This window comes from Kitasatospora sp. NPDC015121, from assembly GCF_055562955.1.
Genome location: NZ_JBVHEH010000014.1, coordinates 12,368 through 32,019 on the forward strand (window position 1 = coordinate 12,368; position 19,652 = coordinate 32,019).

At 71.5% G+C, this 19,652-nt stretch carries 19 protein-coding genes; 14 read left to right on the forward strand and 5 right to left on the reverse strand.

The features are described from left to right. Window positions 1–123: 123 nt before the first annotated feature. Window positions 124–531: a nickel-type superoxide dismutase maturation protease gene (sodX, locus tag ACZ3J7_RS21610; protein WP_465623482.1), complete on the reverse strand. Its 408-nt coding sequence runs from the start codon at window positions 529–531 to the stop codon at window positions 124–126. Between the two features lie 104 nt (window positions 532–635). Between sodX and sodN the strand changes: the two genes are divergently transcribed. The 6 genes from sodN to ACZ3J7_RS21640 all read left to right on the forward strand — a co-directional run bounded on the left by sodN (window position 636) and on the right by ACZ3J7_RS21640 (window position 4,790). Next, window positions 636–1,031 carry a superoxide dismutase, Ni gene (gene sodN, locus ACZ3J7_RS21615; RefSeq protein WP_030457790.1) on the forward strand — a complete coding sequence of 132 codons (396 nt, stop codon included), beginning with the start codon at window positions 636–638 and terminating at the stop codon, window positions 1,029–1,031. A gap of 139 nt (window positions 1,032–1,170) precedes the next feature. Beyond that, complete coding sequence (locus tag ACZ3J7_RS21620; RefSeq protein WP_465623485.1) at window positions 1,171–1,518, forward strand: GntR family transcriptional regulator; 348 nt, start codon at window positions 1,171–1,173, stop codon at window positions 1,516–1,518. Continuing rightward, complete coding sequence (locus ACZ3J7_RS21625; protein WP_465623488.1) at window positions 1,515–2,504, forward strand: DUF1648 domain-containing protein; 990 nt, start codon at window positions 1,515–1,517, stop codon at window positions 2,502–2,504. The genes ACZ3J7_RS21620 and ACZ3J7_RS21625 overlap by 4 nt, the downstream gene beginning before the upstream one ends. 181 nt (window positions 2,505–2,685) lie before the next feature. Then, a complete protein-coding gene (locus ACZ3J7_RS21630; protein WP_465624097.1) occupies window positions 2,686–3,165 on the forward strand; it encodes a GNAT family N-acetyltransferase in 480 nt (159 codons plus the stop codon). 172 nt (window positions 3,166–3,337) lie between these two features. Beyond that, complete coding sequence (locus tag ACZ3J7_RS21635; RefSeq protein ID WP_465623490.1) at window positions 3,338–3,751, forward strand: ATP-binding protein; 414 nt, start codon at window positions 3,338–3,340, stop codon at window positions 3,749–3,751. 37 nt (window positions 3,752–3,788) lie between these two features. Then, window positions 3,789–4,790, forward strand: a complete 1,002-nt coding sequence (locus ACZ3J7_RS21640; protein WP_465623492.1) for an RNA polymerase sigma factor SigF — start codon at window positions 3,789–3,791, stop codon at window positions 4,788–4,790. A 143-nt stretch (window positions 4,791–4,933) separates the two neighbouring features. On the opposite strand, the gene ACZ3J7_RS21645 is transcribed toward ACZ3J7_RS21640, so the two are convergent. Then, entirely contained in the window at window positions 4,934–5,362 is a 429-nt protein-coding gene (locus ACZ3J7_RS21645) for a hypothetical protein (RefSeq protein WP_465623495.1), read from the reverse strand. Window positions 5,363–5,413: 51 nt separating this feature from the next. On the opposite strand from ACZ3J7_RS21645, the gene ACZ3J7_RS21650 reads away from it, so the two are divergent. Continuing rightward, window positions 5,414–6,385, forward strand: a complete 972-nt coding sequence (locus tag ACZ3J7_RS21650; RefSeq protein WP_465623499.1) for a diacylglycerol/lipid kinase family protein — start codon at window positions 5,414–5,416, stop codon at window positions 6,383–6,385. A 342-nt stretch (window positions 6,386–6,727) separates the two neighbouring features. Further along, window positions 6,728–6,979 carry a WhiB family transcriptional regulator gene (locus ACZ3J7_RS21655; RefSeq protein ID WP_014138019.1) on the forward strand — a complete coding sequence of 84 codons (252 nt, stop codon included), beginning with the start codon at window positions 6,728–6,730 and terminating at the stop codon, window positions 6,977–6,979. Window positions 6,980–7,364: 385 nt separating this feature from the next. Here the strand turns inward: ACZ3J7_RS21655 and ACZ3J7_RS21660 are convergent, their stop codons facing one another. The 3 genes from ACZ3J7_RS21660 to ACZ3J7_RS21670 form a co-directional block, all read right to left on the reverse strand. Next, on the reverse strand, window positions 7,365–8,885 hold the full coding sequence (locus ACZ3J7_RS21660; protein ID WP_465623501.1) for a sensor histidine kinase: 1,521 nt from the start codon (window positions 8,883–8,885) through the stop codon (window positions 7,365–7,367). Window positions 8,886–9,306: 421 nt separating this feature from the next. Beyond that, the gene (locus ACZ3J7_RS21665; protein WP_465623505.1) at window positions 9,307–10,365 is read right to left on the reverse strand and encodes an SIS domain-containing protein; all 1,059 of its coding nucleotides are present in this window, start codon (window positions 10,363–10,365) and stop codon (window positions 9,307–9,309) included. A 210-nt stretch (window positions 10,366–10,575) separates the two neighbouring features. After that, entirely contained in the window at window positions 10,576–11,880 is a 1,305-nt protein-coding gene (locus ACZ3J7_RS21670; protein WP_465623509.1) for an extracellular solute-binding protein, read from the reverse strand. Window positions 11,881–13,083: 1,203 nt separating this feature from the next. Between ACZ3J7_RS21670 and ACZ3J7_RS21675 the strand changes: the two genes are divergently transcribed. From ACZ3J7_RS21675 to ACZ3J7_RS21700, 6 genes are all read left to right on the forward strand, one after another. Beyond that, entirely contained in the window at window positions 13,084–14,400 is a 1,317-nt protein-coding gene (locus ACZ3J7_RS21675) for an extracellular solute-binding protein (protein ID WP_465623513.1), read from the forward strand. Window positions 14,401–14,560: 160 nt separating this feature from the next. After that, complete coding sequence (locus ACZ3J7_RS21680) at window positions 14,561–15,550, forward strand: carbohydrate ABC transporter permease (protein WP_465623516.1); 990 nt, start codon at window positions 14,561–14,563, stop codon at window positions 15,548–15,550. Beyond that, window positions 15,547–16,470, forward strand: coding sequence for a carbohydrate ABC transporter permease (locus ACZ3J7_RS21685; protein ID WP_465623520.1), 924 nt, complete (start codon window positions 15,547–15,549; stop codon window positions 16,468–16,470). The genes ACZ3J7_RS21680 and ACZ3J7_RS21685 overlap by 4 nt, the downstream gene beginning before the upstream one ends. 62 nt (window positions 16,471–16,532) lie before the next feature. Next, a complete protein-coding gene (locus ACZ3J7_RS21690; RefSeq protein ID WP_465623524.1) occupies window positions 16,533–18,107 on the forward strand; it encodes a glycoside hydrolase family 3 protein in 1,575 nt (524 codons plus the stop codon). A 240-nt stretch (window positions 18,108–18,347) separates the two neighbouring features. Continuing rightward, entirely contained in the window at window positions 18,348–19,136 is a 789-nt protein-coding gene (locus tag ACZ3J7_RS21695; protein ID WP_465623526.1) for a GntR family transcriptional regulator, read from the forward strand. 204 nt (window positions 19,137–19,340) lie between these two features. Then, window positions 19,341–19,646 (forward strand): DUF3311 domain-containing protein, encoded by a 306-nt coding sequence (locus ACZ3J7_RS21700; RefSeq protein ID WP_465623529.1) that lies wholly within the window; start codon window positions 19,341–19,343, stop codon window positions 19,644–19,646. The last annotated feature ends 6 nt before the right edge of the window (window positions 19,647–19,652 follow it).

Consider the following 19,652-nt stretch of genomic DNA (forward strand, 5'->3'; position numbering starts at 1 on the left):
TTGCCGGGTCATCCGTGTCGCGTCATCCGTGTCGCGTCATCCGTGTCGCGTCATGAGCTGCCACATCACCGATGCCGTGTCATGAATTGCCGCGTCATGAGTTGACGTGACATCGGTGCCACGTCACAGGGCGTCGTCGAACGGAACGCTGACGCCGAAGCGCTCGGCCAGCCGCGGCGGCCGCCCCCGCAGCAGGCGCTCCAGCCGGCGCCCCGGGGCCAGCCAGGCCGGTCGGGGCGCCAGCCGCAGCAGCACCCGGCCGAGCACCAACTCGTCCGGCACCGCGCCGTATTCGCGGCTGTCGGTGCGCACCAACGGGTTGTCGGAGAGCATCCACCAGCCGTCCGGCCGACGGTCCGCCGCGCGCTTGACCACCAACAGGTCCTGCTGGAGCGGGTGCCGGAACAGCGCGACCGCTCCCGGTCGCAGCGGCGCACCGTAGCGGACCAGCACCCGGTCGCCGTCCGAGAGCAGTCGACGCATGGACGGGCCGGCGATGTCGGCGATGCCGAACGGTGTCCCAAATCGCACGGTTCGAACTCCTTCTTTTGCCCTAGGCCTCCGGGGCGGCGGGGATTTCGGCCCGAGGTGAGGGTAATGTCGGGCGCGGGAAGACGATCTAAGGAAGGACCCCCATGTTCTCTCGTCTGTTTGCTCCGCGAGTCACCGCCCACGCCCACTGCGACCTGCCCTGCGGCGTGTACGACCCGGCCCAGGCCCGCATCGAGGCCGAGTCCGTGAAGGCGACTCAGGAGAAGTACCAGGCCAACGAGGACGCCGAGTTCCGTGCTCGCGCCATCGTCATCAAGGAGGAGCGCGCCGAGCTGGTCAAGCACCACCTCTCGGTGCTGCACACCGACTACTTCAAGGCCCCGCACTTCGAGGCCTACCCGGGCCTGCACGACCTGTTCAACCGGGCCGGCAAGGCCGCCTCGGCCGCCAAGGCGTCCACCGACCCGGCGACCGGCCAGGCCCTGCTCGACCTGATCGCCGAGATCGACGCCATCTTCTGGGAGACCAAGAAGGCCTGACGCGCCACCAGTTCACGCGACACCCGGTCACCGGCTCCGCCGGTGACCGGGTGTTTCGCATTTCCGGCCCCAGCCCCCACCCCCGCCCCACCCCCCACCATTCCCCCATGAAGCGAATGGTGCTAGTTTCATTAGCACCATGCTGCTGAGACTGGACACCAAGGACACCCGGCCCCTGCACGAGCAGGTCGCCGCCGCCGTCCGCCGCGCCGTCGCCGAGGGCGAGTGCCGCCCGGGCGACCGACTGCCCTCGGCGAAGGAGCTCGCGGAGGCGCTGGACGTCAACGTGAACACCGTGCTGCGCGGCCTGCGCGACCTGCGCGACGACGGGCTGCTGGAGTTCCGCCGGGGCCGCGGCGTGACCGTCGCGGACGGCGCCGAGCGGCGCTCGGGGCTGCTGGAGCAGGCCCGCGCGCTGGTCGCGGAGGCGGCCCGGAGCGGGTACAGCAGGGCCGAACTCATCGAGATGATCAGGGGGATACCGTGACCGGGCCGGAGAGCACGAGCACGAAGCGGAGCGGCCTGCTGTGGCCGGCGCTCTGGGTCGCGGGGACGGCGGCGCTGACCGCCGCGCTGCCGCTGACCGTCGCCGACCGGCTGCCGGACCCGGTGGCCACGCACTGGAACGGCGGCAGCGCGAACGGTTCGATGCCGCTCTGGGCCGCCTGCCTGGTGCCGGCGCTGATCTGGGCGACGGTGGGCGGCCTGGCCCTGCTGGGGCTGCGCCGGGCGGATCCGCTGCTGCGGGTGTGGAACCTGGCGGGGCTGCTGGCGGGCGGGGTGCTGTTCCTCGGCCTGCAGACCGCCGCCGTCCGCGCCAACCTGGACCACGCCGACTGGCACGGCGCCGGGCTGCCGCTCGGCTGGCTGCTGGGCGCGTTCGCGGCGGCGCTGCTGACCGCCGCCGCGGTGCGGCTGCTGGGCGGCCGGGGCCTGGCCGCCGCCGCTCCCCCGGCGCCGGCCGGGCCGGTGCTGGAACTCGCCGAGGGCGAGCGCGCGGTGTGGTTCTCGTGGGCGGTGAGCCCTTCGCTGCGCGGCGTCGCGCTGGCGAGCGGCACGCTGGCGGCGTTGGCGCTGGCGGGCGCGGCGACCGGCCTGTTCGGGGGGTCGTGGGGCTGGGCGCTGTTCGCGACGTTCGCGGTGGTCTGCCTGGCGACCGCCTGCTGCTCGTCGGTGCGGGCCCGGGTCTCGGCGGCGGGCCTGGAGGTGGCGCTGGGCCCGTTCGGCCTGCCGACCCGCCGCTGGACGCTGGCGGAGCTGGAGTCGGCCCGGGTCGAGCGGCGCAGCGCGGCCCAGGTCGGCGGCTGGGGCTACCGGCTCAACGGCCTCGGCACGACGGTGATGCTGCGCTCCGGCGAGTGCCTGGTGGTGCGGCTGCGGGGCAACGGCCACGACTTCGCGGTGAGCGTCGGCGACGCCGCCCACGGCGCGGCCCTGCTGAACGCCCTGCTCGCCCGGCGGCCCGCCGCCTGACCGCACCGCTCGCCCTGCTCGTCCTGCTCGTCCTGCTCGTCCTGCTCGCCGGCTGACCGCACCACGGCCGGCCCCGGTCCCCGCTGCCCGGGGCGCACCGCCCGGAGCCCGTTTCCGGCGGTGCCGCCCCGGGCATAAAGCCCATTCCGGATGGAGGGGTGAGATGAGTACGCTCGACCGTATGATCCGCACCGCGACTCCCGACGACGTCCCCTTCATCCGCGCCATGATCCGCGAACTCGCCGAGTACGAGCGCGCACTGTCCGAGGCCAGGGCCACCGAGGAGCAGCTGCACGACGCGCTGTTCGGCGAGCACCCGGCGGTGTTCGGCCTGATCGCCGAGGAGGAGTCGGGCGAGCGGGTCGGTTTCGCGCTCTGGTTCCGGAACTTCTCGACCTGGCGCGGTACCCACGGCATCTACCTGGAGGACCTCTACGTCCGCCCGGAGAAGCGCGGCGGCGGCCACGGCAAGGCGCTGCTGACCGAGCTGGCCCGGATCTGCGTGGAGCGCGGCTACCAGCGCCTGGAGTGGTCGGTGCTGGACTGGAACGAGCCGTCGATCGGCTTCTACAAGTCGCTCGGCGCGGTGCCGATGGACGAGTGGACGGTCTTCCGGCTGACCGACGGCGCGCTCGCCGAGCTCGGCTCCGTCCCGCGCTGAGCACGCTCCTGTTCGAACGGTGATCCCTCGTTCCCGTGACGGTGGTGCGAGATCACGACAGACCGACCCCGGGCGCGGTAACGTCTCGGGGCACAAGGCAGTTGAACCGAGCCAGTAGTGGTGTTGGCAGCTCCCCCGGCCGCAAGCACCGTGCGCCACCCAGGAGGTGAGGGTGTCCCAGATCGACGGCGAGCCCGGAGTGAAGGACTTCGTTGAGGTCCGGCTGCCCGCGGCGGGCGCCTATCTCTCGGTGCTGCGGACGGCGACGGCCGGTCTCGCGGCACGGCTGGACTTCACCCTGGACGAGATCGAGGATCTCCGGATCGCGGTGGACGAGGCCTGCGCGATCCTGCTCCAGCAGGCGGTGCCGGGCTCGATCCTGAGCTGCGAGTTCCGCCTGGTGGGCGACGCGCTGCGGGTGACCGTGTCGGCGCCGACCACCGACGGCCGGGCCCCGGAGCGGGACACCTTTGCCTGGACGGTGCTCTCCGCGCTGGCCGGCGAGGTCGACTCGACGGTCGCTCCGGACAACACGGTCTCCATCAGCCTGCACAAGAAGCGCGGCGGGTCGCCGGGCCAGCCGTAGCCAGTGACGTGTTCTCGGAACGGAACGGGTGACCGCCGTGAGTGATCTGGACCGCACAGTTGCCGTCGTACCGCCGCAGGCGGGCGTCGCCCGCACCGCCACCCCTGACGAAGCCCCCGCGAAGGACTCCCACCGGATGAGCCAGCCGACCGATCCGAAGCCCGAGCGGCCCGAGCCGGCGCCCGCTGCCGAGCCCGTCGTCCCGCCCGCGGCGGACGACGTTCCGGCGGTGGCCGCCGAGGCCGTCCGCTCGACCGTGCCGGCGCAGGGGCACCGCAGCGGCGCCCCGGACCGCGAGGCGGCCCGGGCGCTGTTCGTGCGGCTGTCCGAGCTGCCGGAGGGGTCGGCGGAGCGGGTGGAGATCCGCAACCAGCTGGTCCGGATGCACATCCCGCTGGTGGAGCACCTGGCCCGTCGCTTCCGCAACCGCGGCGAGCCGCTGGACGACCTGACCCAGGTCGCCACCATCGGCCTGATCAAGTCGGTGGACCGGTTCGACCACGAGCGCGGGGTGGAGTTCTCCACGTACGCGACGCCGACCATCGTCGGCGAGATCAAGCGGCACTTCCGCGACAAGGGCTGGGCGGTGCGGGTGCCGCGCCGCCTCCAGGAGCTGCGGCTGTCGCTGACCACGGCGACCAGCGAACTGTCCCAGCGGCACGGCCGGTCGCCGACGGTGCACGAGCTGGCCGAGCACCTGGGCATCTCGGAGGAGGACGTGCTGGAGGGCCTGGAGTCCGCCAACGCGTACTCCACGCTCTCGCTGGACGTGCCGGACAGCGACGACGAGTCGCCGGCCGTGGCGGACACCCTGGGCGCCACCGACGAGGCACTGGAGGGCGTCGAGTACCGCGAGTCGCTGAAGCCGCTGCTGGCCCAACTCCCGCCCCGGGAGCAGAAGATCCTGGTGCTGCGGTTCTTCCGGAACATGACCCAGTCGCAGATCGCGGCCGAGGTCGGCATCTCCCAGATGCACGTCTCCCGGCTGCTGGCCCGCACCCTCGCGCAGCTGCGCGAGAAGCTGCTGGTCGAGGAGTAGGAGCGACCGCGCACGCCCGCGCCCGAGCGCCGCAGGGCCCGCCCCCACCCGGGGACGGGCCCTGCGGCGTCCCGCGGGCGCGCTGCCGCGCACGCAGCGACGTACGGCGCCGTCGCGGCGCCGTGGCGGGGCCGTGGCGGGGCCTACCGCCCGTCGTCGGGGGTGCCGTAGAGCACGGCGGTCACCTTGGGGTTGAGCAGGCCGACGATGCCGGCCAGGCCGAGCAGCCCGACGGCGACGCCGACGGCGGCCATCACGCCGCCGGACTGCCACATGTAGTACGCGACGGGCAGGCAGATGGAGTTGGTGAGCACGGCGGGGCTGCGGCCCCAGCGCCGTCCGCGCAGCAGCGCGCGGGCGGCCAGCACCGGCAGCAGGCCCATCAGCAGCAGGACGGCGCCGCCCAGCTCGGCGCGGCCGAAGTCGGCGTCCGCTCCGACGAAGCCGGACAGCAGGTTGTAGACGCCCCAGCCGGCCATCGCCGCGCCCTCCAGCGCGGTGAGCGCCGCGCCGACGAGCAGCGGGACGGGCCGGGCGGTGGCAGCGGGGGTGGAGGCGGTTTCAGCGGTCACCGGGCCAGGGTAACGGTGGGCCCGCGTCGGGCGGGTCGTAGGCTGATCACCATGCGCGCTCTCCTGGTCGTGAACCCGAAGGCGACCACCACCAGTGGCCGGACCCGGGACGTCCTGACCCATGCCCTGCGCAGCGACCTGAAGCTGGACGTCGCGCAGACCCAGTACCGCGGCCACGCCCGCGACCTGGCGCAGCAGGCGGCCGAGGACGGCGCGGTGGACCTGGTGGTGGCGCTGGGGGGCGACGGCACGGTCAACGAGGTGGTGAACGGCCTGCTGGCGCACGGGCCGGGCGACCGGGTGCCGCGGCTGGCGGTGGTGCCGGGCGGTTCGACCAACGTGTTCGCCCGGGCGCTGGGCCTGCCGAACGACCCGGTGGAGGCGACCGGCGCGCTGCTGGACGCGCTGGCGGACCGCCGGGAGCGGGCGATCGGCCTGGGCAAGGCGCTGACCGACGGGCTGCCGGACCGCTGGTTCACGTTCACGGCGGGCCTGGGTTTCGACGCGGGCGTGGTCGGCCGGGTGGAGCGCCAGCGCCGTGCGGGGCGCAAGTCCACGCACGCGCTCTACGTCGTCGAGGCGCTCCGGCACTACGTCACCGAACGTGAACACCGCCGTTCGGGGCCGATCTCCCTGGAGATCAATGGCCGGGACCCGGTTCCGGGCATGGTGATGGCCATAGTCTCGAACACTTCGCCGTGGACGTTCCTGGGTTCGCGTCCGGTCTTCCCGTCGCCCTCGGCGTCCTTCGAAACCGATCTCGACATCTTCGGCATCACTCGAATGACCGCGTTCCGGACCGCCCGGACGGTCCGTCAGATCCTCCGTCCGCTGCCCGCCGCGGAGGGGGGCGAACGCCCGGCCGGCCCCGCCGGGAAGCACCTCGTCTCCTATCACGACGTTCGGCACTTCACCTTGGTTTCAGAGGAACCGGCCCCGTTTCAGGTCGACGGGGACCACCTTGGAGACAGGAGTCGCGTCAGTTTCACAGGCGTACGACGGGCACTGCGTGTGATTGTGTGACCAGAAGGGGGGTGTCGCCTTGCTCTCGAACGTTCGAGCCCCTTCACCCCATAGAAGTACTGCCTGTGAGGTAGGCGACACCGAAGAATCAAAAATTTCTTGCCGAAGGGGGTTGTATCCGGCTTCGAGGTTTGCGAACCTCTACATGGCGATCGGGACACCACAGCGGGACACCGCGGGAGGGCCCAACGAATCGCCGAACCCCCCTCAGCACAGACCGCCCGGGCCCGATGGGCCTTTGGTCCCTTTTGCTGTTGCGGGATTCGTGAAAGCGTTCACATTCACAAGCCATTCGAGTGAGTCGCCGGGCCACCACCCGACGACCGGAGGAGTTGGACGACCATGGACTGGCGCCACCGCGCTGTCTGCCGCGAAGAGGACCCGGAGCTGTTCTTCCCGATCGGGAACACCGGCCCTGCTCTGCTGCAGATCGAGGAAGCCAAGGCCGTGTGCCGCCGCTGTCCCGTGATGGAGCAGTGCCTGCAGTGGGCGCTGGAGACCGGCCAGGACGCCGGCGTCTGGGGCGGCATGAGCGAGGACGAGCGTCGTGCGATGAAGCGCCGCGCCGCCCGCAACCGGGCCCGCACCGCCTGAACCAGCTGACACCGCGTCAGAGCAGTACGGATCAACCCACGATCAAGGGTTCGGCCGCGTTTGGCCGGCCGAGCCTTCCCGAACGGGCCCCGCTCGATCCGCGGGGCCGACGACGCGAGCCGCCCAGGCACTTGATACTGTTCACTTAGAGCAATATCGTTGGCCTGTGGCGCTCACCGTGTGCAATGCACGGGGCGGGCGTCGCGCCACACCAGAAGCCCCCGTTCCGGCCGACTCCCCCCGACGGCCGGACCGGGTCGAGAGGCCCCGCCGACCCACCCCCCCCCGGTCGGCGGGGCCTCGTTTCTGTCTTCTGGCCCGTCTTCCGGCCCGGACCGGCGCGGAGCCCCCTCCCCCGGAGGGCGAGGGCCCGGCGCCGGGCCCGCTAGCGGACCGGGATCTCCAGCACCACCTTGGTGCCGCCCTCGGGCGTGGCCACCATGTCGAAGGTGCCGCCGAGTTCGCCGGTGGCGAGGGTGCGGACGATCTGCAGGCCGAGGTTGCCGGCCGTCTGCGGGTCGAAGCCCTCGGGCATGCCGCGGCCGTCGTCCTGCACGGTGATCAGCAGGTACTCCTCGGGCTTCACGCCGTTGTTCCAGGTGTCGGACCAGCCCTTGCCGCCGGCCGGGGCGCGGCCGCGCAGCGCGCTGACCTCCAGGTTGCCGGAGGTGCTGGGGCCGAAGGCGTGTTCCAGGGCGTTCTGGGTGAGCTCGGTGAGGACCATCGCGAGCGGGGTGGCGACCTCGGCGGAGAGGATGCCGAAGGAGCCGCTGCGGCGGGTCACCACCCGTCCGTCCTGGGAGAGTTCCATCACCATGGCGAGCACCCGGTCGGCGATCTCGTCGAACGCGACCGACTCGTCCAGGGCCTGCGAGAGGGTCTCGTGCACGATGGCGATCGAACCGACCCGGCGGACGGCCTCGTCGAGGGCGGCCCGGCCGGCGTCCGAGTCCATCCGGCGGGACTGCAGGCGCAGCAGCGCGGCGACGGTCTGCAGGTTGTTCTTGACCCGGTGGTGGATCTCCCGGATGGTGGCGTCCTTGGTCATCAACTCGCGGTCACGGCGGCGCAGTTCGGTGACGTCCCGGCAGAGCACCAGGGAGCCGGTGGGGGTGCCCTTGGGCTTGAGCGGAATGGTCCGCAGGGTGACCACGCCGCCCTGGGCCTCGATCTCGGTCTGCCGGGGCGCCCAGCCGCTGGCCATCTTGACCAGGGCCTCGTGCACGGCGCCCCGGCTGGGCGGGACCAGTTCGGCGGTGCTCCGGCCGAGGTGACTGCCCACCAGGTCGGTGGTGAGGCCGAGCCGGTGGTAGGCGGAGAGCGCGTTGGGGCTGGCGTAGGTGACCACGCCCTCGGCGTCGAGCCGGATCAGGCCGTCGCCGACCCGCGGCGCGGCGTCCATGTCGGCCTGTTCGGCGCCGGGGTAGGGGAAGGTGCCGGCCGCGATCATCTGGGCCAGGTCGGAGGCGCTCTGCAGGTAGGTGAGCTCCAGCCGGCTGGGGGTGCGGACGGTGAGCAGGTTGGTGTTGCGGGCGATCACGCCGAGCACCTTGCCGTCCCGTCGCACCGGGATGGACTCCACCCGCACCGGCACCTCCTCCCGCCACTCCGGGTCGCCCTCGCGGACGATCCGCCCCTCGTCGTAGGCGGCGTCCAGCAGCGGTCGGCGGCCGCGCGGCACCAGGTGGCCGACCATGTCGTCCTGGTACGAGGTGGGGCCGGTGTTGGGCCGCATCTGGGCCACCGAGACGTAGCGGATGCCGTCCCAGGTGGGGATCCACAGCACCAGGTCGGCGAAGGACAGGTCGGAGAGCAGCTGCCACTCCGAGACCAGGAGGTGCAGCCACTCCACGTCGGCACCGGTGAGGGTGGTGTGGCGGCGGACGAGTTCGTTCAGCGAGGGCACACCGTGAGGGTATCGCCGACCACCCCGGCCCACGTTGTCCAGACCAATCGTGGCGCCCCCCTGGACAACCACAATTGGTCTAGTCCACAATGAACATGCACCAAGGAGAGGCCCCCCGCGCAACTGCCCTGACCGCGCGCGGCCGCTCCTCGGTCGGAGGCGTCGTTCGAGGGTCCCGCACAACTCTCGGACGGTCCCCGCCTCCGGCATACAGCTCCGGGCTGCGGTGCCGCACAGGTTGAGGGTCCTGTGTCGGCGCCGTGGCCCGTAGTGTTTTCCGCCCCCGCCCGTCCCCCGTTCCACCCCCGGACGTGTCCGGCTCTCCGGCGCAGGGGCCCGGACACGGCGAAGCCGCCCCCGCGGGACCTCGCGGGGGCGGCTTCTGCGCGCTCCGGGGCGGCCGGGGCCGCCCCGGGTGGGGTCAGTGGGTCTCGGTGACCTTGGCCAGCGCGCGGGGGGCGTCCGGGTCCTGGCCGCGGGCGATGGTGACCTCGTAGGCCAGCAGCTGCAGCGGCAGGATCTCCAGGATCGGCTGGACCTCCTCGGGCACGCCGGCCGGCAGCGCGAAGCCCGCGCTGGCGGCGTCGACCTGGCCCTGCTGGCCGATCACGACCAGGTCCGCGCCGCGGCCGCGCAGACGGTCCAGGACGGGCTGCAGGGCCTCGCCGCCCCGGCCGTCCGGAACGATCGCGATGACCGGCGAGACGTTGTCGACCATGGCCAGCGGGCCGTGCAGCAGGTCGGCGCCGGAGAACGGGGAGGCCGGGATGTAGGTGGTCTCCATCAGCTTGAGCGCCGCCTCGCGGGCGGTCGGGTAGCCGTAGCCGCGCGAGGTGATGACCAGGCGCTGGGCGAAGCGGTAGCGCTCGGCCAGGTCCTTGACCTCGCCCTGGCGGGCCAGGATGCCGGCGGCCAGCTCGGGCAGCACCTTGGCGGCGGAGCCGTCGCCGCCGCGCAGGCCCTCGACGAGCAGGTACAGCGCCAGCAGCTCGGCGGTGTAGGTCTTGGTGGCGGGCAGCGCCTTCTCCGGGCCGGCCAGCACGTCGATGTGGAACTCGGAGACCTCGGCCAGCGGCGAGGCCGCGTTGTTGGTGACCGCGAGGGTGATCGCGCCGGCCTCGCGGGCCGCCTTGGTGGAGGCCACCAGGTCGGGCGAGCCGCCGGACTGGCTGACCGTGATGACCAGGCAGTCGGTGAGGTCCGGCTTGGCGCCGTAGGCGGTGGTGGTGGACATCGAGGTCAGGCCGGCCGGCTTGCCGAGCAGCACCTCGATCAGGTACTTGGCGTACAGCGCGGCGTTGTCGGAGGTGCCGCGGGCGGTCAGCAGGACGAAACGCGGGTTGCGGGCGGCGATCTGCGCGGCGATCTCACGGATCGCGGGCGCGCCCTCGTCGAGGATGCGCTGCAGGACGGCCGGCTGCTCGGCCATCTCCGCCGACATGATCCTGCCGGGTACGGAAACAGTCTGCGGGTCGGACATCGGGGTGTGCCTCCGTGGAGAGATGGTTCTACCCCGTGGGGCGGGACGCCCGACGGGGACCTCTGAACGGCGGCGAGTCCGCACCCTCGCTGCGTGGAACTGTTCTGCCCCGATCCTACGTGCGACCGGGCCCCGCGGCACACTCCGTGACGGTGCGCCGGGGCCCGGTCTCAAGGGGCGGGACGCCGGCCCGGTCGGCCGGCGGGCGGGTCAGCCCGGGTTGTTGATCAGCTCGTCGATCTGGGCGTCGGCTTCCTTGGTCGCCTGGTCGACGCTCTTGCCGGCGAAGACCGCGTTGAGCATGTTGGCCAGGATGTTCTGCTTCTCGATCGCGCCCCAGCCGGGGGCCAGCGGGGTGAACCAGGCGTCCTGCACCGCGTTGGCGGCCGCGGCGGTGGCGGGCTTGTTCTTCAGCGGGGCGAGCTGGACCAGGTTGTTCGGCAGGGTGTCCTTGTCGGCCAGCAGCTGCTCGGACTTGGTGCTGGTGAACATCCGCACCCAGTCGGTGGCGACCTTGGCGTTCTGCGACTTGGCGGTGACCGCCAGGTCGGAGCCGCCGATGAAGGAGGGCAGCGGCTTGCCGTTCGGGCCGGGCATCGCGGCGATCTTGAGCGAGCCCTCCAGCGCCGGGGTGCCGGTGATCGGCGCCGTGGCGATGCCGAGCTCCCAGCTGTTGGCGTAGATCAGGCCGGCCTTCTCGTGGCCGAGCACCTTGGCCTGGTCGGCCTCGTTGACCTTGTAGTCGCCGCTCTTGTTGTACTTCTTCACCAGGTCGACGAAGTGCTGCAGGCCCTGCTGGGCCTTGGCCTCGTGCAGGGTGCCGTGCCAGGTGCCGCCGGCGTCGAACTTGGCGATCGAGCCGCCGTACGCGGCGACGTAGGACATCGCGGCGTACCAGTAGGGGCCGGGCAGGTACAGCGAGGAGTAGCCGGCGCTGCCCTTGTACTTGTTCGCCACCTTGTCGAGGGCGCCGACCAGGTCGTCCTCGTTCTGCGGGAGCTCGGCGGAGCCGGTGGCCTCCTGGAACATCTTCGAGTTGTAGATGCCGATCCGGGCGCCCGTGTAGTACGGCACGCAGAAGAGCGTCTGGTTGTACGTGCAGGTGTCGGCGAGACCCTTGATCCAGTTGTCGGAGTTGTCGAAGGTGCCGCGGTCCATCTGCAGCAGCGAACCGTTGACGATGTACTTCAGGGTCTCGCTGTTGCCCAGCTCGACCACGTCCGGGGCCTGGCCGGCGGCGAACGCGGCGTCCAGTTCGGCGACCTTGGTCGGCCACTGGTGGTAGCTCAGCTTGATCTGGACGTTGGGGTACTTCGCGGCGAACTCGTCGTTCACCTGCTGCACCAGCTCGGGCCAGCTCTTCTGGGCGTCGTCCATCAGCCACACGGTCACGGTGCCGGTCGCGTTCTTCGCGTCGACGTCGGTCGAGGAAGGCGACGAGCCTCCGGACGTGCAGCCCGCGGCGGTGGCCAGCAGGGCGGCTGTGCTGAGCGTGGCCAGTACCTGACGCTTCAACGCGGTCCTCCGGTTCGGGGCGGGGAGGTCTGCGCAGTGGTACAGACCAGATTTCCGGATCTTGGCCTAGACCATTTTGGGACGTCAACGCGGGTGCGGTTTCGCGCCCACCTCGTTGTCAATCCGTTGTCTTCCTTGGTCCAGGCACGTCAACCTCCGGCCGGGAACCGGCTCCCGGATGACTTTAGGCTCACTTAAGGTGACCCTCGGTGAGAGGAATGGATCAAGGGCAATTCCGGAAATCCCCGGACGGGTGATTTCCCGGTCCCGGCTCCGCCGGATTCACCGGCCGGCCGCCGCCCCGCGGGGGCGCCGGGGCGGCGGGGGTCCCGCTCCGGCGGTCGGCGGGGTCCCGCCACCGGTGGTCGAGTACGCACGACTTCCCTCCGGAAAGGGATCGGCGCCGCCCGGGCCCCACCCGCCGGCCCGCCGCCCGGGCCACCCGACCTGTGGCGGCACCCGCCGGGTCGCCACCGCCCCTCGCGCGCCGTCGCCGGCGCCGGCACCGCCCCGTCCGCCCGCGCGCCCGGATCCCGGCCGGCCCGGCGCAAAACGCCGGGCGCGCGCCCCGCGCCGGGCGGCGGACCCGCCCGGAACCCGGGAAATCCGCGGAAGTCCGAACCGCGATTCCCGGCCCGGTATTGGCGGCCGGCGCGGGAAAGCCGGGACGCCCCGGCGGCCGGCATTAGCCCCGGCCCATTCGGCCGGGACGAATACCGGCCCGGCCCGCCGCTTTCGGCCACCGCCCGGACGCGCCCGGACCCACCCGGACCGGCGGCCCGCGGCCGCGCCGCGTCCGCCCCCGCGCCGCACCCTTGCCACCACCCGCGCCGGGGGCCGTACTTGACATGACCCCACAGATGTGCCGCACGCCGTCCGTCCGCCCGGCGGACGGGGTGTCCAAGTGTCCCGATAGGTGGCGATTCCTCCTGGCGTTGGTCCAGTCCAACACGGCCGAGTCAAGCGTTGATAACGGCTTGTGCAACCGCTCTTTGAACCCTTGACGCTCGTCATTGGTCCATGCCAACCTCCAGGCGTTGGTCTAAACCAATGGTCTACTCCACCTCACGGATCGGCCCGCCGGCCCCGGCAGTTCGTATCCGTGTCACCCGGTGACGTTCCCCACATACGGCACAACGCAGCTCCAGGCCAGTCGGCCCAGCAGCCCGGTGCCCTACCTTGCTCATCCCTCTGGAGGATGGTTTGAACCGCAAGATCGCAGCCGTGGCCGCTATCGCCACCGTGCTCGTCGCCTCGGCTTGCTCTTCGTCTTCGTCGTCCGACGGCAAGTCGAAGGGCGAGATCCTCAGCACGGACGGCAAGGGCAAGAAGATCACCGTCTGGCTGATGGAAGACGCCCAGAAGCAGTGGAACGACGTCGTCGAGGCCGCGAAGGCCGAGTTCAAGCAGAAGACCGGCGCTGACGTCGACATCCAGTGGCAGACCTGGTCGAACTACACCACCAAGCTCGACACCGCGCTGCTCTCCGGCAACGCCCCCGACGCCATCGAGCTCGGCAACACCCAGGGTGCCAAGTACTTCGACGCCGACTCGTTCGTCGACCTGACCCCGGTCAAGAGCAAGTTCGACAACTCGGACAAGTGGCTGGACTCGCTGGCCGCGGCCGGCCAGTCCGCCGACGGCACCAAGACCTACGCCGTGCCGTACTACGCCGGCGCCCGCGTCATGATTTACCGCAAGGACCTCTTCGAGGCCGCCGGTGTGACCAAGGCCCCGACCACCCTGGCCGAGCTGAACGACGCCCTGACCAAGGTCAAGGCCGCCAACGCCGGCACCCCGAACTTCTCCGCCCTGTACCTCCCGGGCAAGAACTGGTACACCGCCGTCTCCTTCGGCGCCGGCTCGTACGGTGTCAAGGACGTCATCGCCAAGAAGTCCGGCGACAAGTGGGCCAGCACCCTCAGCGACCCGAAGTTCGTCGAGGGCATCTCCACCTGGAACAAGCTGCAGAAGGACTTCTCGGTCGGCGGCACCACCTCCGACGAGACCGACCAGGACGCGCTGATGGCGAAGGGCAACATCGCCGCCATCGTCGGCAACGGCTGGGAGGTCGGCTCGGTCGCCGACGAGAAGACCGGCAACCCGGCCCTGAAGGACAAGCTCGCCACCGTCGCCCTCCCGGGCACCAACGCGGGCGACCCGACCCCGGCCTTCCTCGGCGGCTCGACCCTGGGCGTCCCGTCCAGCGCGAAGAACGCCGGCCTGGGCGCGACCTTCCTGCAGATCTTCACCAACACCGCGCAGCAGACCGCGCTCGCCAAGCACGCGATCCCGAACGCGAAGAACCTGGTCTCGGTCTACAAGCAGGCCGCTCCGGCCAACGAGGCCGCCGGTGCCGCCGCCGAGGGCAAGACCTGGTTCATCCCGAACTCCCCGCTGTGGTCCGGCACCAACGAGACCGCTCTGAAGGACGCCTTCGGCGCGATCGCGGCCGGTGGCGACCCGGCGGCCGAGCTGAAGAAGGCCGAGGACGGGGTCCTCAAGACCCTGAACGGCTGACAGCCGGAATGAACCGCAGGTCGGCCCGGGGAGTCCGTCGGATCTCCCCGGACGGACCACCGCACTGAGCGCAGGTTAGGGGGTGGGCAGTCCGCGAACGCGCGGACTGCCTACCCGTGCGCCAGGACCGACCAGATCCGCGGGCCCGGGAAGGACCCTGATGAGTGTGACCACCAACGAGACCGTGACGCGGTCCGAGAGCCAGGGGCCTGCCCCGGTGAAGAAGTCGCAGCGGCGCGGCGTCTTCGCGGCCGGCCAGTACATTCCCTACACCCTCCTGCTGCCCGCGGTGCTCGCACTCGTGGGCGTTCTGGCGTACCCGGTGTACCGCCTGATCGACCTGGCGTTCCAGAACGTCAACCGCTACGCCCTGCTGGCGCACCCGGAGCGGGCCGAGTACATCGGCTTCGAGGGGTTCACCCGGGTGCTGAGCGACAACCAGTTCTGGGAGGTCGTGCTCCGCTCGGTCTACTTCACCGCCGAGCTGGTCTTCCTCTCGATGGCGCTGAGCATGCTGATCGCGCTGCTGCTCAACCGGGTCTCCAACTGGGTCCGGGTCCTCGTGATCACCGTGATGATGTTCGTCTGGGCGATCCCGGCGCTGGTCAACGGCCAGATCTTCCGCTGGCTGTTCTCGTCCAACGGCGGCGTGGTCGACTACATCGCCTTCCTGGTCACCGGCGACGAGTCCTGGAAGCACTACGACTGGTTCGCCGACCCGACGGTCGGCCTCTACGTGGTCGGTGCCGCCGTCATCGTCTGGGGCGCCCTGCCCTTCCTCGTCCTGGGCCTGTACGCCGCGCTGACCCAGGTGCCCAAGGAGCTGATGGAGGCCGCCAAGCTCGACGGCGCCAACAGCTTCCAGGCGTTCCGCCACGTGACCGTCCCGGTCATCCGGCCCTTCCTGATGATCAGCGCCGCGCTGAGCTTCATCTGGGACTTCCAGGTCTTCGCCCAGATCTACTCGCTGCGCAACGCCGCCCCCGAGCCGGGGTACCGGACCATCGGCACCTACCTGTACCAGCAGGGCATCGTGTCCTCCCGGTACAGCGAGGCCTCGGTGATCTCGATCGTCATGATCCTCATGATGCTGGCGGTGCTCGTGTTCTACATCCGCCAGATGCTCAAGATCGGAGCCAACGAGCGATGACCGACGTCCTTCCCACCGCTCCCGAGGCGCAGCAGTCCGTCCTCGCTCCGGTCAAGAAGCCGAAGAGGTCCAAGGAGACCGAGGTCGGCCGCAGCAGCGCCATGACCTGGGTGTGGAACACCATCGCCCTGCTGGTCGCGGTCGTGATGGCCTTCCCCATCTACTGGATGATCCTGACCACCTTCAAGACCAACAAGGACCTGATCTCCCAGGACCCGACGTTCTGGCCGTCGTCGCTGTCCTTCGACAGCTACAAGACGATCTTCGACGACAAGGACTTCCTGCCGGCCCTGCAGAACACCCTGATCCTCACCCTGGGTGCGGTAATCCTGGGCGTCGCGGTCGGCTTCCTGGCCGCCGTGGCCGTGGCCCGGTTCAACTTCCGCGGCCGCAGCTTCTTCATCGTCACCATGCTGGTGGTCCAGATGGTGCCCCTGCTGGCGATCCTCATCCCGCTGTTCGTCGTGATGAACAGCGCCGGCATGACCGGTTCGCTGCTCGGTGTGATCCTCGCCTACCTGGTCTTCACCGTCCCGTACGTGATCTGGACGCTGCGTTCCTTCATCGTGAACATCCCGGCGGAGCTGGACGAGGCCGCGATGGTCGACGGCTGCACCCAGTGGGGCGCGTTCTTCCGCGTCATCCTGCCGCTCACCCTGCCCGGCCTGGTCACCACCGCGGTGTACAGCTGGATCCAGGCGTGGAACGAGTTCGTGGTCGCCAGCACCCTGCTGAACACCGCCGGGACGAAGACCTCGATGATCTGGCTGACGTTCTACTCGTCCACGCCCACCCGTGCCGCGGACTACGGCTCGCAGATGGCCGGCGGCCTGCTCGTCTCGCTGCCCGTGATCATCCTGTTCGTGTTCTTCCAGAAGAAGGTGTCGGCGGGTCTCACCGCCGGTGCGGTCAAGGGCTAAGTCCCCTTCCTCACCCCCACTGCACCTGAAACACCTCCACCTCCAGGGAAGGAAACAAGGCGATGCCCGGTACGGAAAGCGCCGATCTCCTCCGCGACGCCGGAGCGGTCCTGCAGCCCGGCTTCGCCGGTCTGACCGCGCCCGAGTGGCTGCGGCGCAGACTGGGCGACGGCGAGCTCGGCGGCGTCGCCCTGTTCGGCCGCAACATCCGCACCCCGCAGCAGGTCGCCGCGCTGACCTCGGAGCTGTACGCGCTCAACGGGGACCTGCTGGTCGCCACCGACGAGGAGGGCGGCGACGTCACCCGCCTCGAAGTGGTCAGCGGCTCCTCCTACCCGGGCAACCTGGCGCTCGGTGAGGTCGACGACACCGACCTCACCGAGCGGGTCGCCCGCTCGATCGGGTTCGACCTGGCCGGCGTCGGCGTGAACCTGAACTACGCGCCGGACGCGGACGTCAACTCCAACCCGGACAACCCGGTGATCGGCGTCCGGTCCTTCGGCGGCGACGGCGACCTGGCCGCCCGGCACACCGCGGCGTACGTCCGCGGCCTGCAGTCCGCCGGCGTGGCGGCCTGTGCCAAGCACTTCCCCGGCCACGGCGACACGGCCGGCGACTCGCACCTCGGGCTGCCCCGGATCGACCTGGCCCTGGACCAGTTCGCCGAGCACCTGCTGCCGTTCCGCGCCGCCATCGCGGCCGGCGTGAAGAGCATCATGACGGCGCACATCCTGTTCGACGCCTACGACGCCCAGCTGCCCGCGACCATGTCGCAGCGGATCCTGACCGGCCTGCTCCGCGAGGAGCTCGGCTTCGACGGGCTGATCGTCACCGACGGCATCGAGATGGGCGCCATCTCCGGCACCCACGGCGTCGCGGCCGGCTCGGTGCGGGCCATCGCGGCCGGCGCCGACACCATCTGCGTCGGCGGCGGCCTGAACGACGAGGCGGCCTTCGTCTACCTGCGCGACGCCCTGGTCTGGGCGGTCCGCGAGGGCCGACTGCCGGCCGCCCGCCTGCACGAGGCGGCCGAGCGCAACCGGGCCGTGGCCCGCTGGTCGGCCGGGGTGCGGGCCGACCAGGCCGGCCGGCAGGCCGAGGTCGGCGTCGGCCTGACCGCCGCCCGCCGGGCGCTGCGGGTCACCGGCGAGCTCCGCCCGCTGGGCGGCGTCCCGCACGTGGTGGAGTTCTCCCCGGGCGCGAACATCGCGGCCGGCGACGAGACCCCGTGGGGCGTGGCGGGCCCGCTGGGCGAGCTGGTGCCGGGCACCACCTCCAGCCGGGTCGCGCCGCCCGCGACCGTGACCGAGGGCTCCGGCCTGCTGCACGTCGCGGTGGCCGCCGACGACGCCGAGATCGACACCGCCCCGCTGCTCGGCGCGGCGGTCGGCCGTCCGCTGGTGGTGGTGGTGCGCGACGTGCACCGGCACCCCTGGATGCGCCGGGCCGCGCTGGCCCTGGTCGCGCACCGGCCGGACGCCGTGCTGGTGGAGACCGGCACCGCGTACGGGGTCGCCGAGCTGTTCGCCCCCAGCGGGGTGACCACGCTGGCCACCTACGGCGGGTCGCGGGTCTGCGCGGTCGCGGCCGCGGAGGCCCTCGCGGGGCTCGCGGTGACGGCCGCCCAGGCCGGCTGAGACACTCGGGACGGGCCCGGGACGGGCGTCAGCGCCCGTCCCGGGCCCGCCGCGTACCCGGCGTCGCGCGGTGGTCGGGAGGCGGCCGGGAGGCCGCCGCGGGGCCGCCGCGGGGCCGTCCGGTGGCCGCGAATGCGGCCGGGGGCTCACGGTTGCTCCCCCGTGCGTGCAAACATGTGCTGTTACATAGGACTTAGGGGTCCGTTAAGGGACCGCCTCCAACGAGGAGTGAGAGCTGCCATGAGTGGCGACAGGGACACGGCGGCGGCGCTCGCCGAGGGCTCCACCGTGCCGACCCAGACCGGCCCTGCCACCGCCACGGCCCGGGTCCCCAAGTACTACGGCCTCAAGCGGCACCTGCTGCAGCTGACCGAGACCCAGCCGGCCGGTACGCCGGTCCCGCCGGAGCGCGCGCTGGCCGCCCAGTTCGACACCTCGCGCACCACCGTCCGGCAGGCCCTGCAGGAGCTGGTCGTCGAGGGCCGGCTGGAGCGGATCCAGGGCAAGGGCACCTTCGTCGCCAAGCCGAAGGTCGCGCAGGCGCTGCAGCTCACCTCGTACACCGAGGACATGCGCGCCCAGGGCCTGGAGCCGACCTCCCGGCTGGTCGAGGTCGCCTACATCTCCGCCGACGACCGGCTGGCCCCGCTGCTGGACATCAAGCCCGGCGGCCGGGTGCTGCGGATCGAGCGCCTGCGGCTGGCCAACGGCGACCCGATGGCGATCGAGGTGGCGCACCTGTCCGCCAAGCGCTTCCCGGCGCTGCGGCGCAACCTGGCCAAGCACAACTCGCTGTACACGGCGCTGCGCGAGGTCTACGGGGTGACGGTCGCCGAGGCCGAGGAGACCATCGAGACCACCCTCGCCAACCCGCGCGAGGCCGGCCTGCTCGGCTCCGACCTGGGCCTGCCGATGCTGCAGCTGTCCCGGCACTCCTTCGACGCGGACGGCGCGCCGGTGGAGTGGGTGCGCTCGATCTACCGCGGCGACCGCTACAAGTTCATCACGCGGCTGAACCGGCCGGCCTGACCGGGGCGCGGCCGGCACGTCCGGGTGGCCGACACGTCCGGGTGGCGGTCCGGCTCCTGGTTGACGGGGTAGTGACAAGGGTCACCCGCCTGCCCTACCCTCGCGGGGACCTTCCGATCACCGAGGGTGCTGCTCGGCGGACGCACGGCCGTGTGCGTTGCGGTGCCACTGAGGTGACTCCTCGTCAGCCTCCGGGAGCCTCTCGTGTCGTCGTCCCATCTTCCTCCCCCGGGCGCCCCGCCCGTGGTGTCCGCCGCCCGGGTGCTGGCGGGCCTGTGCCTGCTGGTGCCGATCGTGGTGATGCTGTGGGTGCCGTCCTACCGCAAGGTCGCGCCGGAGCTGGGCGGGGTGCCGTTCTTCTACTGGTACCAGCTGCTGTGGGTGCCGCTGTCGGCGCTGTTCTCCGGCACGGCGTACCTGCTGCTCAGGCGTGACGAGGCGGCCCGCCGGGCCGCCTCCGCCGTCTCCGCGCCCACCGTCGCCGGTCCGCGGGACGGGGGCCTGGCGTGAAGCACG

Bases quoted from the DNA above. Each gene is read 5' to 3' on its own strand.
- ACZ3J7_RS21650 (WP_465623499.1), top strand. From the start codon at position 5,414: ATGCGCGCTCTCCTGGTCGTGAACCCGAAGGCGACCACCACCAGTGGC.
- ACZ3J7_RS21655 (WP_014138019.1), top strand. From the start codon at position 6,728: ATGGACTGGCGCCACCGCGCTGTCTGCCGCGAAGAGGACCCGGAGCTG.
- ACZ3J7_RS21620 (WP_465623485.1), top strand. From the start codon at position 1,171: ATGCTGCTGAGACTGGACACCAAGGACACCCGGCCCCTGCACGAGCAG.
- sodN (WP_030457790.1), top strand. From the start codon at position 636: ATGTTCTCTCGTCTGTTTGCTCCGCGAGTCACCGCCCACGCCCACTGC.
- ACZ3J7_RS21695 (WP_465623526.1), top strand. From the start codon at position 18,348: ATGAGTGGCGACAGGGACACGGCGGCGGCGCTCGCCGAGGGCTCCACC.
- ACZ3J7_RS21690 (WP_465623524.1), top strand. From the start codon at position 16,533: ATGCCCGGTACGGAAAGCGCCGATCTCCTCCGCGACGCCGGAGCGGTC.
- ACZ3J7_RS21685 (WP_465623520.1), top strand. From the start codon at position 15,547: ATGACCGACGTCCTTCCCACCGCTCCCGAGGCGCAGCAGTCCGTCCTC.
- ACZ3J7_RS21680 (WP_465623516.1), top strand. From the start codon at position 14,561: ATGAGTGTGACCACCAACGAGACCGTGACGCGGTCCGAGAGCCAGGGG.
- ACZ3J7_RS21630 (WP_465624097.1), top strand. From the start codon at position 2,686: ATGATCCGCACCGCGACTCCCGACGACGTCCCCTTCATCCGCGCCATG.
- ACZ3J7_RS21665 (WP_465623505.1), bottom strand. From the start codon at position 10,365: ATGTCCGACCCGCAGACTGTTTCCGTACCCGGCAGGATCATGTCGGCG.